This window comes from Chitinasiproducens palmae, assembly GCF_900095735.1.
GTDB lineage: Bacteria > Pseudomonadota > Gammaproteobacteria > Burkholderiales > Burkholderiaceae > Chitinasiproducens > Chitinasiproducens palmae.
In genome coordinates, this window is the sequence record NZ_FNLO01000009.1 from 191,524 (window position 1) to 206,501 (window position 14,978).

Consider the following 14,978-nt stretch of genomic DNA (forward strand, 5'->3'; position numbering starts at 1 on the left):
TCCGATAACTGCTTAGAAATCAACGAATTCTTGGGGTGGCCGATGGGACTCGAACCCACGACGACTGGAATCACAATCCAGGACTCTACCAACTGAGCTACGGCCACCAATGTTGCTACATCCGGAACGTCGCTTGACGCGTCAGAACCGAAGAACAAGATTATACGCAGCAGTTCGGCCGTTGGCTAGCGCTTTATGGCAATTCGAGCCGAGCGGATCGTCACATCGACAGCTTTCGTCAGCTTCGGTTAATCTTGGCAGACAGCTTGTAAGCTTCGGCACACAACGTGCCCTCCGGCGGACCCGATTCCGCTCTCTACTTTTGCCACGAGCCATGCGATCCAGGCAGTTTGCGCCGCCACTTTCGTCATTTCTCGCGTCTGTTCTTCTGCTCGCTCCGGCGGGCCTGTCCCTCGCTGCGCCCGCGGATGAAGCGCCGGCGGCCAGCGATTCCGCGGCGCATGCACCGATGGTGCGGCGACCCGGCGCGGCAGGCGACCCGATGCCGATCAAGCGTCCGCCCAAGATGCCGAACGAGCACCGCAGCACCATCGACAAGCTTGGTAGCGACAGTCTGGCCAAGTAACCCTCCGCTGCATGGCCGAAGCCATCGCGCCTCTCACTCGCTGCGACCCAGCGGTCGTATCAATGCACAATCTGCTACTCGTCTTTGCCGCCCTCATCCTGGTTGCCGCCAACGGTTTTTTCGTGGCTGCCGAATTCGGATTGGTTCGCTTGCGCAGCACGCGCGTGGCTGCCCTCGCGACTGAACTCGGTTGGCGGGGGCGTGTGCTCCGGCGTGTGCACGGTCAGTTGGATGCGTACCTTTCCGCGTGCCAGCTCGGCATCACGCTTGCCTCACTCGGGCTTGGGTGGATTGGGGAGCCGGCGTTCGCGCGGTTGCTCGAACCGTTGTTCGCGCTCGCGGGCGTCGATAACGTGGCATTGGTGTCGGCTGTGTCGTTCGTTGTTGCGTTCGGGATCATTTCTTTCCTGCACATTGTGATCGGCGAGTTGGCGCCGAAGTCGATCGCCTTGCGCATGCCGGAACTCGTCTCGGGATGGACGGCCTGGCCGCTGTATGGGTTCTATTGGCTCGCGCTACCGGCAATCGCGCTGTTGAATTGGAGCTCGAATGCGGTGCTGAGGCTGACGGGTCTCGGAGCAACGGCACATGACGATGCGGTTTATTCGGCCGATGAACTGAAGCTGATCCTGCGAACAACGCGGGTCTCGAAGAATATGACGCGCAAGGAATTGGACATCCTTGCGCATTCGATGGATTTCAGCGAGTTGGAGGTATCTGACCTGATGCGTCCGATCGGGGAAGTAGTTGCGATGTCGAGCGCGTCGAGCGTTGCGGAGAATCTCGCGATCGCCCGTACTGGACGGTTCACGCGCTACCCGTATTTCGATGCAGAAGGCGAGGGTGTGCTCGGGATCATCAATCTGAAGGATCTGTTCCTGGCAACCCAGGACGGGCGTGCCATCGACTCCCTGGAGCCGTTCCTTCGGCCGGTGACCTATGTGCCGCCGAAAATGCCCGCACTCGAGTTGTTCCGTCAGTTTCGCGCCGGGGCACCGCACCTCGCGGTGGTGGGCCATCTAAATGAATTGCAGCCGGGCAGTCGAGTCAAGCCGGTTGGCTTCATCACCCTCGACAATTTGCTGACTGCGCTGGTTGGCGAGATACAGGACGAATTCGGTGCTCACGGCGACGAATGGACGCTGCTGCCGGACGGCTCGATGATAGGAAAGGGAAGCTTGCCGCTGTTCACGTTGGAACGCGCATTGGGGGTGGAGATGCCGACCGACGCGGTCGACTCGATCGGGGGACTCATCAGTTGGAAGCTTTCGGACCTGCCGAGTGAAGGCCAGCGCGTGCCATTCGACGGATTCCAGGCGGTCGTCGAGCGGATGCGTGGTCCGCGAATCACGACGGTCCGCATCATTCCGCAGGCGGCAGAGGCGCCGGTCGAGTAACAGCGCTGGTCGTGCGGACCCATGATGTTCGCGGGCGCTGGCCACGCGGGTTGAGTGCCTGCGCGAATTCGATCACGTCACTCGATCGGACTCCATCGGACGCGATATTGGCAGCCATACCTTTCATTGCATACTCCGCGCATGCCTCCGCGCCAAGCGCGGGAGGTCACTGCGAGAGGTCACACGGGGCGGCCATGCGCGAAGAAATCCGTAAGACGAGTCACGCCAAGTCTTGAATGCGCAACACCTCGCGGCACTGCTCGGCAGACGCTCCTGGGATTTACACTAGCCATGTTCCCATGCGTGAAAGGCCGGTGTATGATCGCGCCACTATGACGCATGCCCTCGGTTTGCTATCGATTAGTTCCGGCTCGCCACCCTAATCGGGTTCGGCGCGCCGCTAGTCGTGCCTGCATCCCATAACGATCATCGCCGACCGGTGGCCTGTCCGAAGCCCGCTAGCCTTTGCTGCGGGCTTTTTGTTGCGCGCCCTTTGTATGCCGTTTCTCGGTTAGAACCATGGATAACTCAGCCGCACCCGACGCCCACTCGCCCAGACCTCTGACGCGCGAGGATTACAAGACGCTTGGCTTGGCCGCGCTCGGCGGCACGCTCGAATTTTACGATTTCGTAATCTTCGTGTTCTTCGCTGCCACGCTCGGACGACTGTTTTTCCCGCCGTCGATGCCTGACTGGCTGATTCAGCTGCAAACGCTCGGCATCTTTGCGGCAGGCTATCTGGCGCGCCCGCTCGGCGGCATCATCATTGCGCATTTCGGTGACAAGCTCGGCCGTAAGCGCATGTTCACGCTGTCGATCTTCCTGATGTCGTTGCCGACGCTGCTGATCGGTCTGATGCCGACATACGCGTCGATCGGTATCGCGGCGCCGCTGCTGCTGCTCGCGATGCGCGTCATGCAAGGTGCGGCGATCGGCGGCGAGATGCCGGGCGCCTGGGTATTCGTCGCAGAGCACGTCCCGCCGCAGCGTTATGGCTTCGGCATCGGCACGCTGACGTCCGGCATCACCGGTGGCATTCTGCTCGGCTCGATCGTCGCGATCATCATCAACCGCAGCTACTCGGCGGAAGACCTGGTTGCCTACGCGTGGCGCATCCCGTTCATTCTCGGTGGCATCTTCGGCTTCATCTCGGTCTATCTGCGCCGTTTCCTGGGCGAGACGCCGGTCTTCAAGGAACTCGAAGCGCGGCGCGCGTTGGCGCGTGAAATGCCGGTCAAGACGGTGCTTCGTGAACACCGTGCGGCCTGCCTGGTCACCGCCGCGCTGACCTGGTCGCTGTCGACGGCCATCGTCGTCGTGATCCTGATGACGCCGACGCTGCTGCAGAAGGTCTACAAGATCACGCCGCAGGCTGCGCTTGCTGCGAACTGCGCCGCCACGCTGACGCTGACGCTCGGCTGTATCTTGTTTGGGTACCTGTGCGACCGCGTGGGCAGCCGCTTGACGATGCTCGTTGCGTGGGGCGGTTTGGCGATTACCAGCTATATCTTCTATGTGAACCTGCCGGGCATCTCCGACGGTCAGCTGATGTTCAACTATGCATTGGTCGGACTGTTCTGCGGTTCCATCGCCACGATGCCAATCGTCGGCGCGCGGGTGTTCCCGCCCGTCATCCGATTCTCCGGCCTGTCGTTCGCGTATAACGTGTCGTACGCGATCTTCGGCGGCCTGACGCCTGTGCTGACGCAACTCTGGCTGCAAAAGGATCGGCTCGCCGCTGCCCACTACGTGAGCGCTGTGTCGATTCTGGCGATCCTGGTTGCGATGGTGCCGCTGGCCGCTTTCGGCTGGCGCGCGCGCGCGGCGAAGGTCGCTTCCTCGGCCGCCTGAGCGTGTAGTGTCGGCCGCCAGGTTCGCTACGCGCAGCGAACCTGGCGCGCTGGCTATAATGGTCCACCGCGATACCCTTATCGCGTCATCCGTTGGCTGCCCCACGTGGGGCAGGGCGCTGGCCCGTGTCAGCGCCGCCATTGATGTTTCCCTTCCCGGCGCACCTGCGCGCCCGCCCTTATGCAACGCCTGCTTATACCGTTTGTCGCTGGCTTTCTAGCGGTTCTCTTCTTTCAGCAGGCTGCGATCGGTTTATTGCATGCCGCCAATATTGGCGCGCGGATCGCGTTCGACACGACCGCGGCGGCGCCTAGCGGCGTTCCGGCATTCGTTCAGGATGCCGTGCTGGGGGGACTCATCGCAATTTTGGCGACGTGGGTGCTGCGCATCGACAGCGCGCCTTCGGCCCCGTGGCTCGGCGCCACGCTGTTCGGCGCATTCGCGATGACCGGCTTGACGATCTTCGTCGTAGGCCCACTCAGCGGGGTCTGGCCGACGGGCTATCTGCTGCCTCGCCTCGGGTCCGCCTTCGTCGTCAACGCCGTCTGGGGGTGGGGAACGTTGGTGATGATCCGCGCGTTCATGCGCGACGTGGCCTAGCGGCGCGTCGACAGGCGGAGGCGCACACCTGCCCCGCGCGGCGCTTCGATATATACTGTCTTGCAGATCAACCGATACGAAAACTATGACGGTCAGCGTGTTGCGCACTGCAAAGCAGCGATAACTCGCACTTGCCAGCAAGGGTCTAATTAGTCAGGCGGGATGGGGGCAGGACCAGTTCGCTTAATGCGAGCTTACTTATCCACGACCAAGCAATGCGAGCCGTGGCGATGATCAACCGTTAGCGGTTGCGCCAGCGGATGTCGAGTGGGCCTTGAGCTTGGGTGACAGTGATGAACTGTTTCCATTATGTCGACTCGAACGCGACTGCGGCTCTATGGTGATTCCGTGCCGCAAACGGCGAATCGAGAACGCAGCGTCATGTAACGATGCCCCTGGGCCGTGTCGGATAGCGTGTTACCGGCGCCCGTTTCAAGTCCGGTCCGAGCGGGTGCACCCAGTTCGCCGGGCGTTTTCAAGCCCTGTCGTCGCTTGGCAGAGGACTTAAAGGGATGCAAAGAACGTAAACGACAGAAGGGACTTGAAGCACGTAAAGGCCGTGAAGAACGTGAAGGGCCTCACTGCCTCGGGCCCGCTCAGCGCCTCCTAAGACCACGCCGAAAGCGCTTCTGTACAGCGGTCACCTTTGGCATGCGTCAGCCTCGCCAGAAGACGGCACTGCCCGTCGGCGAATGAGGCCGCGACTCAATAAGCCGATGCGCGGTCGCACCGGTTCAGTCGACCGGGCTGTCCTCGCTCGCGTAAGAGCGCTCCGCGTCGAGTGCAGCTAGCGCGTCGGCGAACACACCAAGATCGTTCACACGCAGCCGGTTCGAGTCGGAGAGGATTCTCCGCCAGTGCCGGGAACCGGCGCTGCCGCGCCGCCAACCCAACAGCGGCCGGGTAAGCGCGCTCAACGGTGCGCCTTCGGCCAACCTCGCTACCGCGTAGGTGCGATAAGCCGCGACGAGTTCGGCGTCCGATGCTGGCGTCGCGCCTGGCAGGTCGGGAAACAGAATGGCGTCCACCCCGGTGAGCAACACGGGGTTTTGATAGGCTTCGCGGCCGACCATCACGCCATCGACGTTTTCGAGATGTTGCTGAACCTCGCCGATCGTCTTGATGCCGCCGTTGATCACGATTTCGAGATCGGGAAAGTCTTGCTTCAATCGATACGCGAATGCGTATTTCAAAGGCGGCACTTCGCGGTTTTCCTTCGGACTCAGGCCCTTCAGAATCGCATTGCGTGCGTGAACGATGAAAGTCCGGCAGCCTGCATCGCGGATCGTGCCGACGAAGTCGCGAACGAAGTCGTAACTCTCGATGTCGTCGATGCCAATTCGATGCTTGACCGTGATCGGCATCTCGCCCGCGTCACGCATCGCTCTCACGCATTCCGCAACGAGCTCGGGTTCGGCCATCAAGCAGGCGCCAAAGGCGCCACGCTGCACCCGTTCCGACGGGCAGCCGCAGTTCAGATTCACTTCGTCGTAGCCGTACCGCTGCGCCAGCTTCACCGCGTGCGCGAGCGCGGTCGGCTCACTGCCGCCGAGTTGGAGCGCGATCGGGTGTTCCTCTGCATTGAATTGCAGATGCCGGACGACGTCGCCGTGCAGCAGTGCGCCTGTGGTGACCATTTCCGTGTAGAGGCGCGTGTGACGCGACAACAAGCGATGGAAAAACCGCGCGTGGCGATCAGTCCAATCGAGCATCGGTGCTACGGAAAAGCGGTGCGGGAGTGTGTCCATCGATAGGAGACGGTCGTTCATCCTGGAACGGCATCGGAATGCATTTGTCGCGGACGGCCATATCATGCCATCCCGCGCTCATTTGCCGGCGCGAAGGGCGCCCGACGTATAGACCTAGGTCCAGGCCAAGGTATCGTCAAGAAGAGACTTTTTGGGCAAGGGCGCAAGTATAGGGCAGAGCGTGCTCGACTGTTCGGCAAGCCGTCAACGACCCGTGTTTCGCTTTGGAAGCGGTCACGCCTAACGCGCCGCGAGTCAGCACCTCGGCACCCGGCGCCCACCACGGCACGGCACGTTCGCAGGCCCCGATCGCAAGGCGTCGGGCGCGGTTGTGAGCTGCGAATTGATGCTATCGATCGCGGTGCAGGCCGGCGATGCCATGTCCGTCGCGAAGCCCCGCGTCGTCGGCCATCGCACGCCAGCGCAGCCACGTCGCTGCACCGTGGATGCGTAGCGCTGCGGCGTGGCAAGCCGGAACGAACCTGGGGGCGCCGGTCCCGCCTTGCGAGCTTTCGCCAGCCTACGCACTGGCCCGCACGCGCAACCGTTGACGTCGGGTGTCGGCGCACCGGCGCGGAAACCAGCGACGTGCGGGCGCGCCGCTCGGCCGCGCCACCGTCGGTGGCGCCTCAGGCCGTCTCGACTCGACCGGGGTCCCCGAATGCCGTCATCCGCTCGATGATCGCATCGAGCAGACGTTGCGCGGCACGCGCCAACGGGCGGCCCTTTCGCGTCAGCAACCGCGATTCAGCCGAATCGAAGAGCGGATGATCGATATCGAGACAGGCAAGCTCGCCGCGCGACACCTCGCCAGAGACAGAGAATGCACCGATGAAGCTGATCCCCGATCCGTGGCGCACGAATCGCTTCAGCGCCGACAGCGAATTCGCCTTGAGCGCCGGTGCGAGCCGGGTATGCGTCGAGTATTCGAGCAGTTCGATCGTCTGGCCCAGCCCGTAGGCGGGCGGCATGATGGCCAATGGATAGGCGCGCAGCGCAGAGAGCGGCACGGGACCGTCCAACGCGGTTAGCGGATGGTCGCCGCGGGTAAGGAGTTTGACCGGTGCGGAGACCGCACGGCGAACGTCGAGTCGCGGGTCTGCGGGGGGATTGTAGGCGAGCCCGATGTGCGCGACATCATTCAGCACTTCGCTGACAATGTCGTTGACTGGCAACACATTCAGCGTGATCGCGAGGTGCGGGTGCTGTTCGCAAAAATCGCCCAGCACTTCGTCGAGCAGCCCTTCGACGAAGCCTTCGCTTGCTGCGATGCGAACCGCGCCGTGCTGCAGATCATCAATGGCCTGCAACCTGTCCTCAAGTCGCTCGAATTGCGCGGCGCAGCCTCGCCAGTACTCCAGCAGTGGGGCTGCTGCCTCGGTCGGCACCACGCCGCGGGCTCTCCGTTCGAAAAGAACGACGCCCAGTTCGTCTTCCAGCAGCGAAATCTGACGCGTCAGAACCGAGGGCGCAGTGTTGAGGGCGTCGGCGGCACCACGAATCGAGCGGTGGGTAAGCACCGCATGAAAGTAACGGAGCCGACGGGGATTGATTTCGCGCATAGATAGATAGTGTTGCCGACAGAGCAACAGTAACTCACCAAAGTTGCTCTTGCTCGTCGATTTTTGGTTCCAAAAACTGTTTCGTGTTGACGGTGCATTCCAGATGGCAGCGGCGCCCGGTCGTTCGGGTCGTGCCGTCGGTGCACTCGATCAACGGCAGCCTGGCGTTCCCGAACCCTTCGTCCCGTTTCTTTCGTCCATCTTGCCGGAGCATTCGATGGCTTCCACCCCACTGGCCGCACCGTCCGCGGCCCGTCCGGATCTCGCGGCGACTTATCGCAAGATCGATTGGCGCTTGTTGCCTTTCTTGATGCTTTGCTATGTCTTTGCCTACCTTGACCGCATCAATATCGGTTTCGCGAAACTCCAGATGCAACGGGATCTGGGCATGACCGACGCGGTGTACGGGATTGGCGCAGGCATTTTCTTCCTCGGCTACATGCTCTGCGAGATACCAAGCAATCTGCTGTTGCCCAAGATCGGTGCGCGCCGCACGCTGAGCCGCATCATGATCCTGTGGGGACTGACTTCGGCATCCATGCTGTTCGTGCGTAACGAACATATGTTCTACGGTCTGCGGTTTCTGCTTGGCGTGTTCGAGGCGGGCTTCGCGCCTGGCATGATCTTCTATCTGACGTACTGGTATTCGGGCGCGAAGATGGCGCGCGTGATGGCGGTGGTCATGTGCGCGGGGCCGATCGGCGGCATTGTTGGCGGCCCGATGTCGACATGGATCATGACCGCCTTCGCCGGATCGCACGGCCTCGCCGGCTGGCAATGGATGTTTCTGATCGAAGGACTGCCATGCGTCGTGCTGGGCGTGCTGGCGCTGCGGTATCTCGACGACCGGCCGCAAACGGCACGCTGGCTGGATGCGCAGGAAAAGCAGGTGTTGGCCGAGGTGCTGACGCCCCCAAGCGGTGGTCACGGTTCGTTTCGCCAGGTTGCGAAAGACGTGCGCGTGTACGTGATGGCCGTTGCCTATTTTTGTCAGATATGCGGGCTCTATGCAGTGAGCTTCTGGCTGCCGACGATTCTGAAGAGCACCGGTGTGACCGACACGATTTCGATCGGGCTCTACTCGTCGATTCCGTACATCGCCTCGATTGTTGCGATGGTGGTGTTCGCCCGCAGTTCCGATCGTCGCCGCGAGCGTCGCTGGCACGCGGCGTGGTCTGCGCTCGGTGCGGCCATAGCGCTGGCTGTCGCGGCGCGGGCCGGCGGTTCGCTGAGTGTGTCGCTGATCAGCATGACCATCGCGACCGCATTGATGTGGGCCTCGTACACCGTGTTCTGGGCGATGCCTTCCGACTATCTGAAGGGTGAGGCGGCGGCAGGCGGCATCGCATTGATCAACACGATCGGCTTGCTCGGTGGCTTCGTCAGCCCGACGCTGATCGGATGGGTACGTACGGCAACCGGCAGCATGGAGATGGGCCTGATGTCGATGGTCGGCCTGCTCGTGCTGGGTTCGGTGCTGTTCATGCTGAATCGCATTCCGCGACCCCAAGCGGTTGCCTGATTCACCTGCTGCCCGATGGCGCCGGCACCCGTGCTCTCAGCGGGCGGCCACAGGAGCAGTGCAAACCGCATCCGACCGTCCGATGGTGCCCGCCCGACCTGATCCAGACGGAGCTGCGATTCGGGCGCGGCGGCACCGGCAGCAGGATCGGGCCGAATCTCCGATTTCGATACTTCATCCAGCAAGACCGACTATGCAGATTCTGATTGCAGGCTTCCAGCACGAGACCAATACCTTTGCGCCAACACCGGCGACCTATGACAGCTTCGTCCGGGGCGAGGGCTTTCCCGCGCTGTGTCGTGGCGCGGACGTATTGAAGCTGCGCGACGTGAACATTCCCGTCGGGGGCTTCATCTTGGCGGCCGAAGCGGCCGGCCATACACTGAAACCGGTGATCTGGGCTGGCGCGAGCCCGTCCGACCGCGTGACGCGCGACGCGTTCGAACGCATTGTCGGCGAGATCGTCGAAGCCGCGCGCCGACGCGATTTCGAGGCTGTCTATCTCGATCTGCACGGCGCAATGGCCGCGGAGAATGCTGACGATGGCGAGGGAGAGATACTGAGACGGGTCCGCGACGCCATCGGTCCTGATATCCCGTTGGTCGCGTCATTGGATCTTCATGCGAACGTGACGCCGTTGATGCTTGAGCAGGCGGATGCGCTGTGTGCGTATCGCACCTATCCGCACGTCGACATGGCCGAGGCGGGCAGGCGGGCGGCGGACCTGCTGGCGCGCGTGGTCGAATCGGGCCGGCCCGCCTGCGCGTTCCGGCGACTGCCGTTCCTGATTCCGATCAATGGCATGTGCACGTCGTTGGAACCCGCGCGCGGGACGTACGCAGCGTTGGCAAAAGCCGAGGCTGAACATGACGGGCGCGTCGCACTGTCGTTTGCGCCGGGATTCCCGGCCGCCGACTTCGAAGGCTGCGGCGGCACCGTGTGGGGCTATGCAGCGGATCGCGAGGAGGCCGAGGCCGCGGTCGGAGCGATCTACGATCGTATCGTCGCCGACGAACCGGCATGGGCCATTCCGTTCCTGGCGCCGGATGCCGCCGTTGCGGAGGCGGCGCGTCTCGCGCGGGATGCGACGCGCCCGGTGGTGATCGCCGACACGCAGGACAACCCGGGCGCTGGCGGCGACGCCAACACTACCGGCATGCTGCGCGCCTTGCTCGCGCACGGTGTCGACGGCGCGGCACTGGGTCTTTTTTGGGATCCGGACGCGGCCAGGCAGGCACACGAAGCGGGTGTCGGCGCAACGATCGCGCTGCGCTTGGGCGGACGCGCAGGCGTGCCTGGCGACGCGCCTTTCGAGGGGCGTTTCGTGGTCGAAGCGCTGAGCGACGGGCGCTGCGTGTTCGATGGACCGATGATGAACGGAATGCACGCGGACCAAGGGCCGAGTGCGTGCTTGCGCATCGACGGTGTCAGGATCGCGGTGAGTTCGGTGAAAGCGCAAATGCTCGACCGGAATCTTTTTCGAATGGTCGGCATCGAACCGGAGCGGATGAAGATTCTCGTCAATAAAAGCTCAGTGCACTTCCGCGCCGATTTCGAACCGATCGCTTCGGCAGTGCTCGTGGCGAAGGCGCCTGGCCCGATGCGCGCCGATCCGGCCGACTTGCCATGGCAGCATTTGCGGGAGGGCATACGAACCAGGCCGTGCGGTCAGTCCTTCACGCCAGCGCCGATCCCGGCTGAAACGGCAGGCTGAGCGTTCCCGACGCGACATTCGATTTCGATCCGCGCCAAAAAAATTGCCCCGCGCAGGGGAATCCGGGCGGGGCGCAAGCGGGGGTTGCTCTTGCGAGCCTTGCTAGCATATATCAATAAGGGATACGAATCGAAAAATTGCGTCGCCGCAGTCGAAAAACCAGTCGAAAAATGGCGAAAGCGCCTCGGTGCAGGTCTGTCGCGTCAGTCATCGGCCGGAAGACATCCGATGTTTTGGATTGCTTCGTTTGCTTGGTTCTCCAATCGACGACCTGCTCGATCAAAGCAGCGTAGCCACCGCGTTACCGCGTGCCTTGTCGAGACCGACTGCCGGTTTGTGTCGAACCAGGTGCTTGGCCGGCGTGCGTCCTGGCGGTGCTGGCATCGTTAATATGCGCGGAGCGGTTCGGGTCGCTGCCATCCGCACTTGCTGCTTCGTTGCCGGTGACAGGCGCTATAACAATACGCATCGCGCCGATTGCTCAGTGGGATGGCGCAGATGCGGGAGCAGACGGTGCCGCGTCGCCTTTCTTGCAGAGGATCGCCGTGATCAATGGCGCCACGCGATGCACGTAAGCGGGACTCGCTGCGCGCTGGGCCGCACCCTGGACGGCGTCGGCGCCGCCGATCACCACGACGCCGTAGGCCCAATCGGCAATCGGTTCGCCCTTGCCCGTCTTGAAACGGGGATCGTCGCGCTCAAAGCCGAGCACGGCGAGTACGTTCTTGCCGTATGCCGTGAGATTCCCCGTGACGGTCGGCTGGAAAACATTGACCGAGTTGTCTTCGACGCGGTATGGAGTGGCCGCGATCGCGCCCGACGCCACCAACGGCTCGATGAAGTTGTGACCGCTCAGCGCGCACGACAGGTCTGCATCGATGGCGCGGGCGGCTACCGGGCCCGCCAATCCTGCCAACGACGCGGCGAGCGCGGCATATTGAAAACGTGAGCGCATGGGGCATTCCCTGGGTCGTGTCTGATGACGATTCGAAGTGTGGTCCGGCAGCGCCAACGATAACCGAAGCAGCACTGCCACGCGCATCGCCGTCAATTTTGGTCGCTGGAGCCGCGATGCGCGTCGTTCCGTGCGTGCCGTGCCTTGCAACGGACTTCGGCGCGGCGAGCGGCCGTTGCCGGCCAGACCCGGCCAGACCCGTGCGCGGCGCGATAGTGCCGCGCCGGCGAACGCGCCTTTCTTTGTTTTTTGGCCGGTGTCGGAACAGGTTGCTGGCGATGGGATGAGCCGGTCTCAGGGCCGGCGTCGACTGCCCTGGGGCTGGGCGCAGTCCGTCGTTGAGGTATATATTTCGGGGATGATCAAGACTAGAAGGTCCGAAGGCGCCGCTACGGCCGTGGAGGGGGCGGCACGCCCGTGGGATGCGCGACTGGCCGCCTGGTTGGTGCGGCCCCTGATTGACAGCCGGGTGACGCCCAACCACGTCACGACGCTGCGATTGCTGCTCGGTTTGCTGGGGGCGGCATGTTTCGCGCACGGCGGTTTCGGCTGGTGCAACGCGGGCGCGATCTTGATCGTGCTGTCGAACTTCATCGACCACGGTGATGGCGAACTGGCTCGCATGAGCGGCAAGACCAGTCGCATCGGTCACGTCTACGATCTGGCAAGTGACGCGGTCGTGACGGTTGGGCTGTTTGCCGGTCTCGGTTTGGGCGTGGCGGTCACGCTGCCGGATCGCGGTGCGTCGTGGTGGGTGGCGCCGCCTGCGCTTGGTGTGATCGCCGGGCTGGCGGTGGCGTTGATCTTTTACGTGCGCTTGTTGCTCGAGAACCGGGCCGGCAAGGCGGGCAGCCGGCAGGCGTCGTTTGCCGGCTTCGAGACCGAGGACGTGTTGTATCTGCTGCCGCTGATAACCGTATTCGACGCGACGCGTGGCTTCCTGGTGGCGGCGGCGGTTGGCGCGCCCCTTTTCTTGATACTCGTGTTACGGGATTACTGGCGCGTTCGCGAGGCGGCCCCTGCGGCGGCCAGCGACGCGTCGACTGGCATGGCGAGGGCCGAACGATCGATGGCGAACGACGACGAACACATTGCCCTGGCGGGCGTTGGCGCGGCTGCCTTCTCGAACCCGGAGGGGGGCGTGGATGCGGGTCGTGCCGACACAGGCGGCCACGCACTGGGGGCCAGTATGGCACCACCGATGGCTGCGGCCGAGGCCGCACCGTCCGCGGTTCCATCGATGCGCGCAAGCGCTGAGGTTGGGACGGTCGACCCGGATCGTGCGGTGGCCGCACGTGTCGCCGACTTCGACGCGGCGGCGGCAAAGGCCCGATTCGACGAGCAGGGCGCCTTCCTGTTCATTGAGGATTTTCTGCCGCCGGAGGTCACCCGCGGCTTGATCGACTGCGTTCGTGCCGTCCAGTCGCAAGCGAATCGGAACTATCTGCCCGGACACAAGCAGGGCGGCAGTGTCAGTCGACATGTCATTGACGAAGCGGCGCCGTTCATCGCCGAGTTGTATCGGTCGCCGGCGTTGATCGGCTGGCTGGAGCGGCTGACCGGCGACCGGCTGCTGCCGTCGCCGGACGACGATCCCCACGCCTACGCGCTCTATTTCTATACCCGGGCCGGCGACCACATCGGCTGGCACTATGACACCTCATATTACGACGGCAAGCGCTACACGCTCTTGCTGGGGGTGATCGACGACTCGTCGTGCCTGCTTGAATACCGGCTCCACACGCGGGATGAACAGCGGGCCAATGTATCGGGCGCGGCGCGCCTGCGTCCCGGCGGCTTCATCCTGTTCGACGGCGACAAGCTGCACCACCGCGTCACCCGCCTCAAGGAAGGCGAGGAGCGCGTTTCGCTGACGTTCGAGTACGTGACCGATCCGACGCTTCGGGGCTCGCGCCGCGTACTTTCGAATTTGAAGGATGCCGTGGCGTACTTCGGCTTTCGGCAGGTCTTCCGCGGCATGATCGGCAGGCGTCGCGAGCCCGCGCGGCGCCCGGACGAGCCTCGATGAGGCGAGCGGCGCTTCTGTCGCTGCTGGCCGGCGGTGCGCTGTTGCTTGTCTTGCTCGCCTGGCAGGGCATGGACTCCGTGCTGTCCGCGCTGGCGCTGGTCGGTTGGGGCGTGCTGTCGATCACCGCGCTGCACCTGCCGCCGCTCCTGCTCGATGCGGGCGCCATCGCGGTGCTGCTGCGGCCCACCAGTGCCGCTCCGGCGTCGCCTTACTTCCGCAGTGCGCTTCTTGCGCGCTGGCTCGGTGAGTCGGTCAACAGCCTGATGCCTGCCGGGCAGATTGGCGGACCCGTCTTGATGGTGCGCCACCTGACCCAACGTGGGCTGGGCGGCTCTCAGGCCACTGCGGTGATCACGGTCAGCACCACGCTTCAGACGGCGGCGCAGCTCGTGTTTACGCTGGTCGGCATCGCAGTCTGCTGCGCCTACGCATCCGGAAACGTCACGGTGCCACTGCTCAGCGTCTCGGGAGTGCTGTTGCTGCTGCTCTATGCCTTCTACGTTGCGCAGCGGCGCGGCCTGTTCGAGATGCTCGTGCAAGGGCTGGGCCGCGCCTTGCCGCGCCACGACTGGACGCACTGGCTTGAACGGGCAAGAGGCGCGGATCTGGCGGTCCAGTCGGTCTACCGGAACAGTGGCAGCCGGGCCGCCTGGAGCTTTGCGCTCAGTCTCGTCGGCTGGGCGGTGGGCGTCGCGGAAGTGTGGCTGGCGCTGCGACTGCTCGGGCACCCCGTTGGCTGGACCGAGGCGCTGCTGCTCGAAAGCCTGGGGCAGGCTGTGCGTGCCGCCGCGTTCGCGATCCCGGGCGCGCTGGGCGTGCAGGAGGGCGGCTATCTGCTGCTGGCTCATCTCGTCGGACTGCCGCCGTCGACCGCGCTGGCGCTGTCGCTGCTGAAGCGCGCGAGAGAAATCATCCTCGCCGTGCCGGGCATCGTCTACTTGCAACACGCCGAGCGTCGCTGGCGCCGGATACGTGCGCAGGGCGCCGGCTGAACACATGCCGGCTGCCCGGATC

The 14,978-nt window shown here is 63.7% G+C and carries 11 protein-coding genes, 1 tRNA gene and 1 pseudogene; 9 read left to right on the top strand and 4 right to left on the bottom strand.

Annotation, left to right across the window (positions count from 1 at the left end):
* Positions 1 to 31: 31 nt before the first annotated feature.
* Positions 32 to 107, bottom strand: a tRNA-His gene (locus BLU54_RS15610).
* Positions 108 to 334: 227 nt separating this feature from the next.
* On the opposite strand from BLU54_RS15610, the gene BLU54_RS15615 reads away from it, so the two are divergent.
* From BLU54_RS15615 to BLU54_RS15630, 4 genes are all read left to right on the top strand, one after another.
* Positions 335 to 586 (top strand): hypothetical protein, encoded by a 252-nt coding sequence (locus BLU54_RS15615; protein WP_091910404.1) that lies wholly within the window; start codon positions 335 to 337, stop codon positions 584 to 586.
* Between the two features lie 62 nt (positions 587 to 648).
* Positions 649 to 1,983: a hemolysin family protein gene (locus BLU54_RS15620; protein ID WP_091910406.1), complete on the top strand. Its 1,335-nt coding sequence runs from the start codon at positions 649 to 651 to the stop codon at positions 1,981 to 1,983.
* 519 nt (positions 1,984 to 2,502) lie between these two features.
* Entirely contained in the window at positions 2,503 to 3,834 is a 1,332-nt protein-coding gene (locus BLU54_RS15625; RefSeq protein WP_091910408.1) for an MFS transporter, read from the top strand.
* A gap of 180 nt (positions 3,835 to 4,014) precedes the next feature.
* Positions 4,015 to 4,434, top strand: coding sequence for a hypothetical protein (locus tag BLU54_RS15630; RefSeq protein WP_091910410.1), 420 nt, complete (start codon positions 4,015 to 4,017; stop codon positions 4,432 to 4,434).
* A gap of 734 nt (positions 4,435 to 5,168) precedes the next feature.
* Here BLU54_RS15630 and dusA read toward each other — a convergent pair.
* Together dusA and BLU54_RS15640 are read right to left on the bottom strand one after the other, a co-directional pair.
* The gene (gene dusA / locus BLU54_RS15635) at positions 5,169 to 6,182 is read right to left on the bottom strand and encodes a tRNA dihydrouridine(20/20a) synthase DusA (RefSeq protein ID WP_407919430.1); all 1,014 of its coding nucleotides are present in this window, start codon (positions 6,180 to 6,182) and stop codon (positions 5,169 to 5,171) included.
* A gap of 629 nt (positions 6,183 to 6,811) precedes the next feature.
* Entirely contained in the window at positions 6,812 to 7,744 is a 933-nt protein-coding gene (locus BLU54_RS15640) for a LysR family transcriptional regulator (protein WP_091910415.1), read from the bottom strand.
* Positions 7,745 to 7,961: 217 nt separating this feature from the next.
* On the opposite strand from BLU54_RS15640, the gene BLU54_RS15645 reads away from it, so the two are divergent.
* Together BLU54_RS15645 and BLU54_RS15650 are read left to right on the top strand one after the other, a co-directional pair.
* Positions 7,962 to 9,266, top strand: a complete 1,305-nt coding sequence (locus tag BLU54_RS15645; protein WP_091910564.1) for an MFS transporter — start codon at positions 7,962 to 7,964, stop codon at positions 9,264 to 9,266.
* A 193-nt stretch (positions 9,267 to 9,459) separates the two neighbouring features.
* Positions 9,460 to 10,980: a M81 family metallopeptidase gene (locus BLU54_RS15650; protein WP_091910417.1), complete on the top strand. Its 1,521-nt coding sequence runs from the start codon at positions 9,460 to 9,462 to the stop codon at positions 10,978 to 10,980.
* 481 nt (positions 10,981 to 11,461) lie between these two features.
* Here BLU54_RS15650 and BLU54_RS15655 read toward each other — a convergent pair whose 3' ends face one another.
* A complete protein-coding gene (locus BLU54_RS15655; protein WP_091910420.1) occupies positions 11,462 to 11,935 on the bottom strand; it encodes a hypothetical protein in 474 nt (157 codons plus the stop codon).
* Positions 11,936 to 12,293: 358 nt separating this feature from the next.
* Here BLU54_RS15655 and BLU54_RS24485 point away from each other — a divergent pair.
* The 3 genes and pseudogenes from BLU54_RS24485 to BLU54_RS15670 form a co-directional block, all read left to right on the top strand.
* Positions 12,294 to 12,839: pseudogene (locus tag BLU54_RS24485) on the top strand (CDP-alcohol phosphatidyltransferase family protein); the annotation flags it as partial.
* 285 nt (positions 12,840 to 13,124) lie between these two features.
* Complete coding sequence (locus tag BLU54_RS15665; protein ID WP_091910566.1) at positions 13,125 to 13,964, top strand: HalD/BesD family halogenase; 840 nt, start codon at positions 13,125 to 13,127, stop codon at positions 13,962 to 13,964.
* A complete protein-coding gene (locus tag BLU54_RS15670) occupies positions 13,961 to 14,956 on the top strand; it encodes a lysylphosphatidylglycerol synthase domain-containing protein (RefSeq protein WP_091910422.1) in 996 nt (331 codons plus the stop codon). Before BLU54_RS15665 ends, BLU54_RS15670 begins: the two co-directional genes overlap by 4 nt.
* Positions 14,957 to 14,978: the final 22 nt, after the last annotated feature.

Bases quoted from the DNA above. Each gene is read 5' to 3' on its own strand.
- BLU54_RS15615 (WP_091910404.1), top strand. From the start codon at position 335: ATGCGATCCAGGCAGTTTGCGCCGCCACTTTCGTCATTTCTCGCGTCT.
- BLU54_RS15620 (WP_091910406.1), top strand. From the start codon at position 649: ATGCACAATCTGCTACTCGTCTTTGCCGCCCTCATCCTGGTTGCCGCC.
- BLU54_RS15625 (WP_091910408.1), top strand. From the start codon at position 2,503: ATGGATAACTCAGCCGCACCCGACGCCCACTCGCCCAGACCTCTGACG.
- BLU54_RS15630 (WP_091910410.1), top strand. From the start codon at position 4,015: ATGCAACGCCTGCTTATACCGTTTGTCGCTGGCTTTCTAGCGGTTCTC.
- dusA (WP_407919430.1), bottom strand. From the start codon at position 6,182: ATGGACACACTCCCGCACCGCTTTTCCGTAGCACCGATGCTCGATTGG.
- BLU54_RS15640 (WP_091910415.1), bottom strand. From the start codon at position 7,744: ATGCGCGAAATCAATCCCCGTCGGCTCCGTTACTTTCATGCGGTGCTT.
- BLU54_RS15645 (WP_091910564.1), top strand. From the start codon at position 7,962: ATGGCTTCCACCCCACTGGCCGCACCGTCCGCGGCCCGTCCGGATCTC.
- BLU54_RS15650 (WP_091910417.1), top strand. From the start codon at position 9,460: ATGCAGATTCTGATTGCAGGCTTCCAGCACGAGACCAATACCTTTGCG.
- BLU54_RS15655 (WP_091910420.1), bottom strand. From the start codon at position 11,935: ATGCGCTCACGTTTTCAATATGCCGCGCTCGCCGCGTCGTTGGCAGGA.
- BLU54_RS15665 (WP_091910566.1), top strand. From the start codon at position 13,125: ATGGCACCACCGATGGCTGCGGCCGAGGCCGCACCGTCCGCGGTTCCA.
- BLU54_RS15670 (WP_091910422.1), top strand. From the start codon at position 13,961: ATGAGGCGAGCGGCGCTTCTGTCGCTGCTGGCCGGCGGTGCGCTGTTG.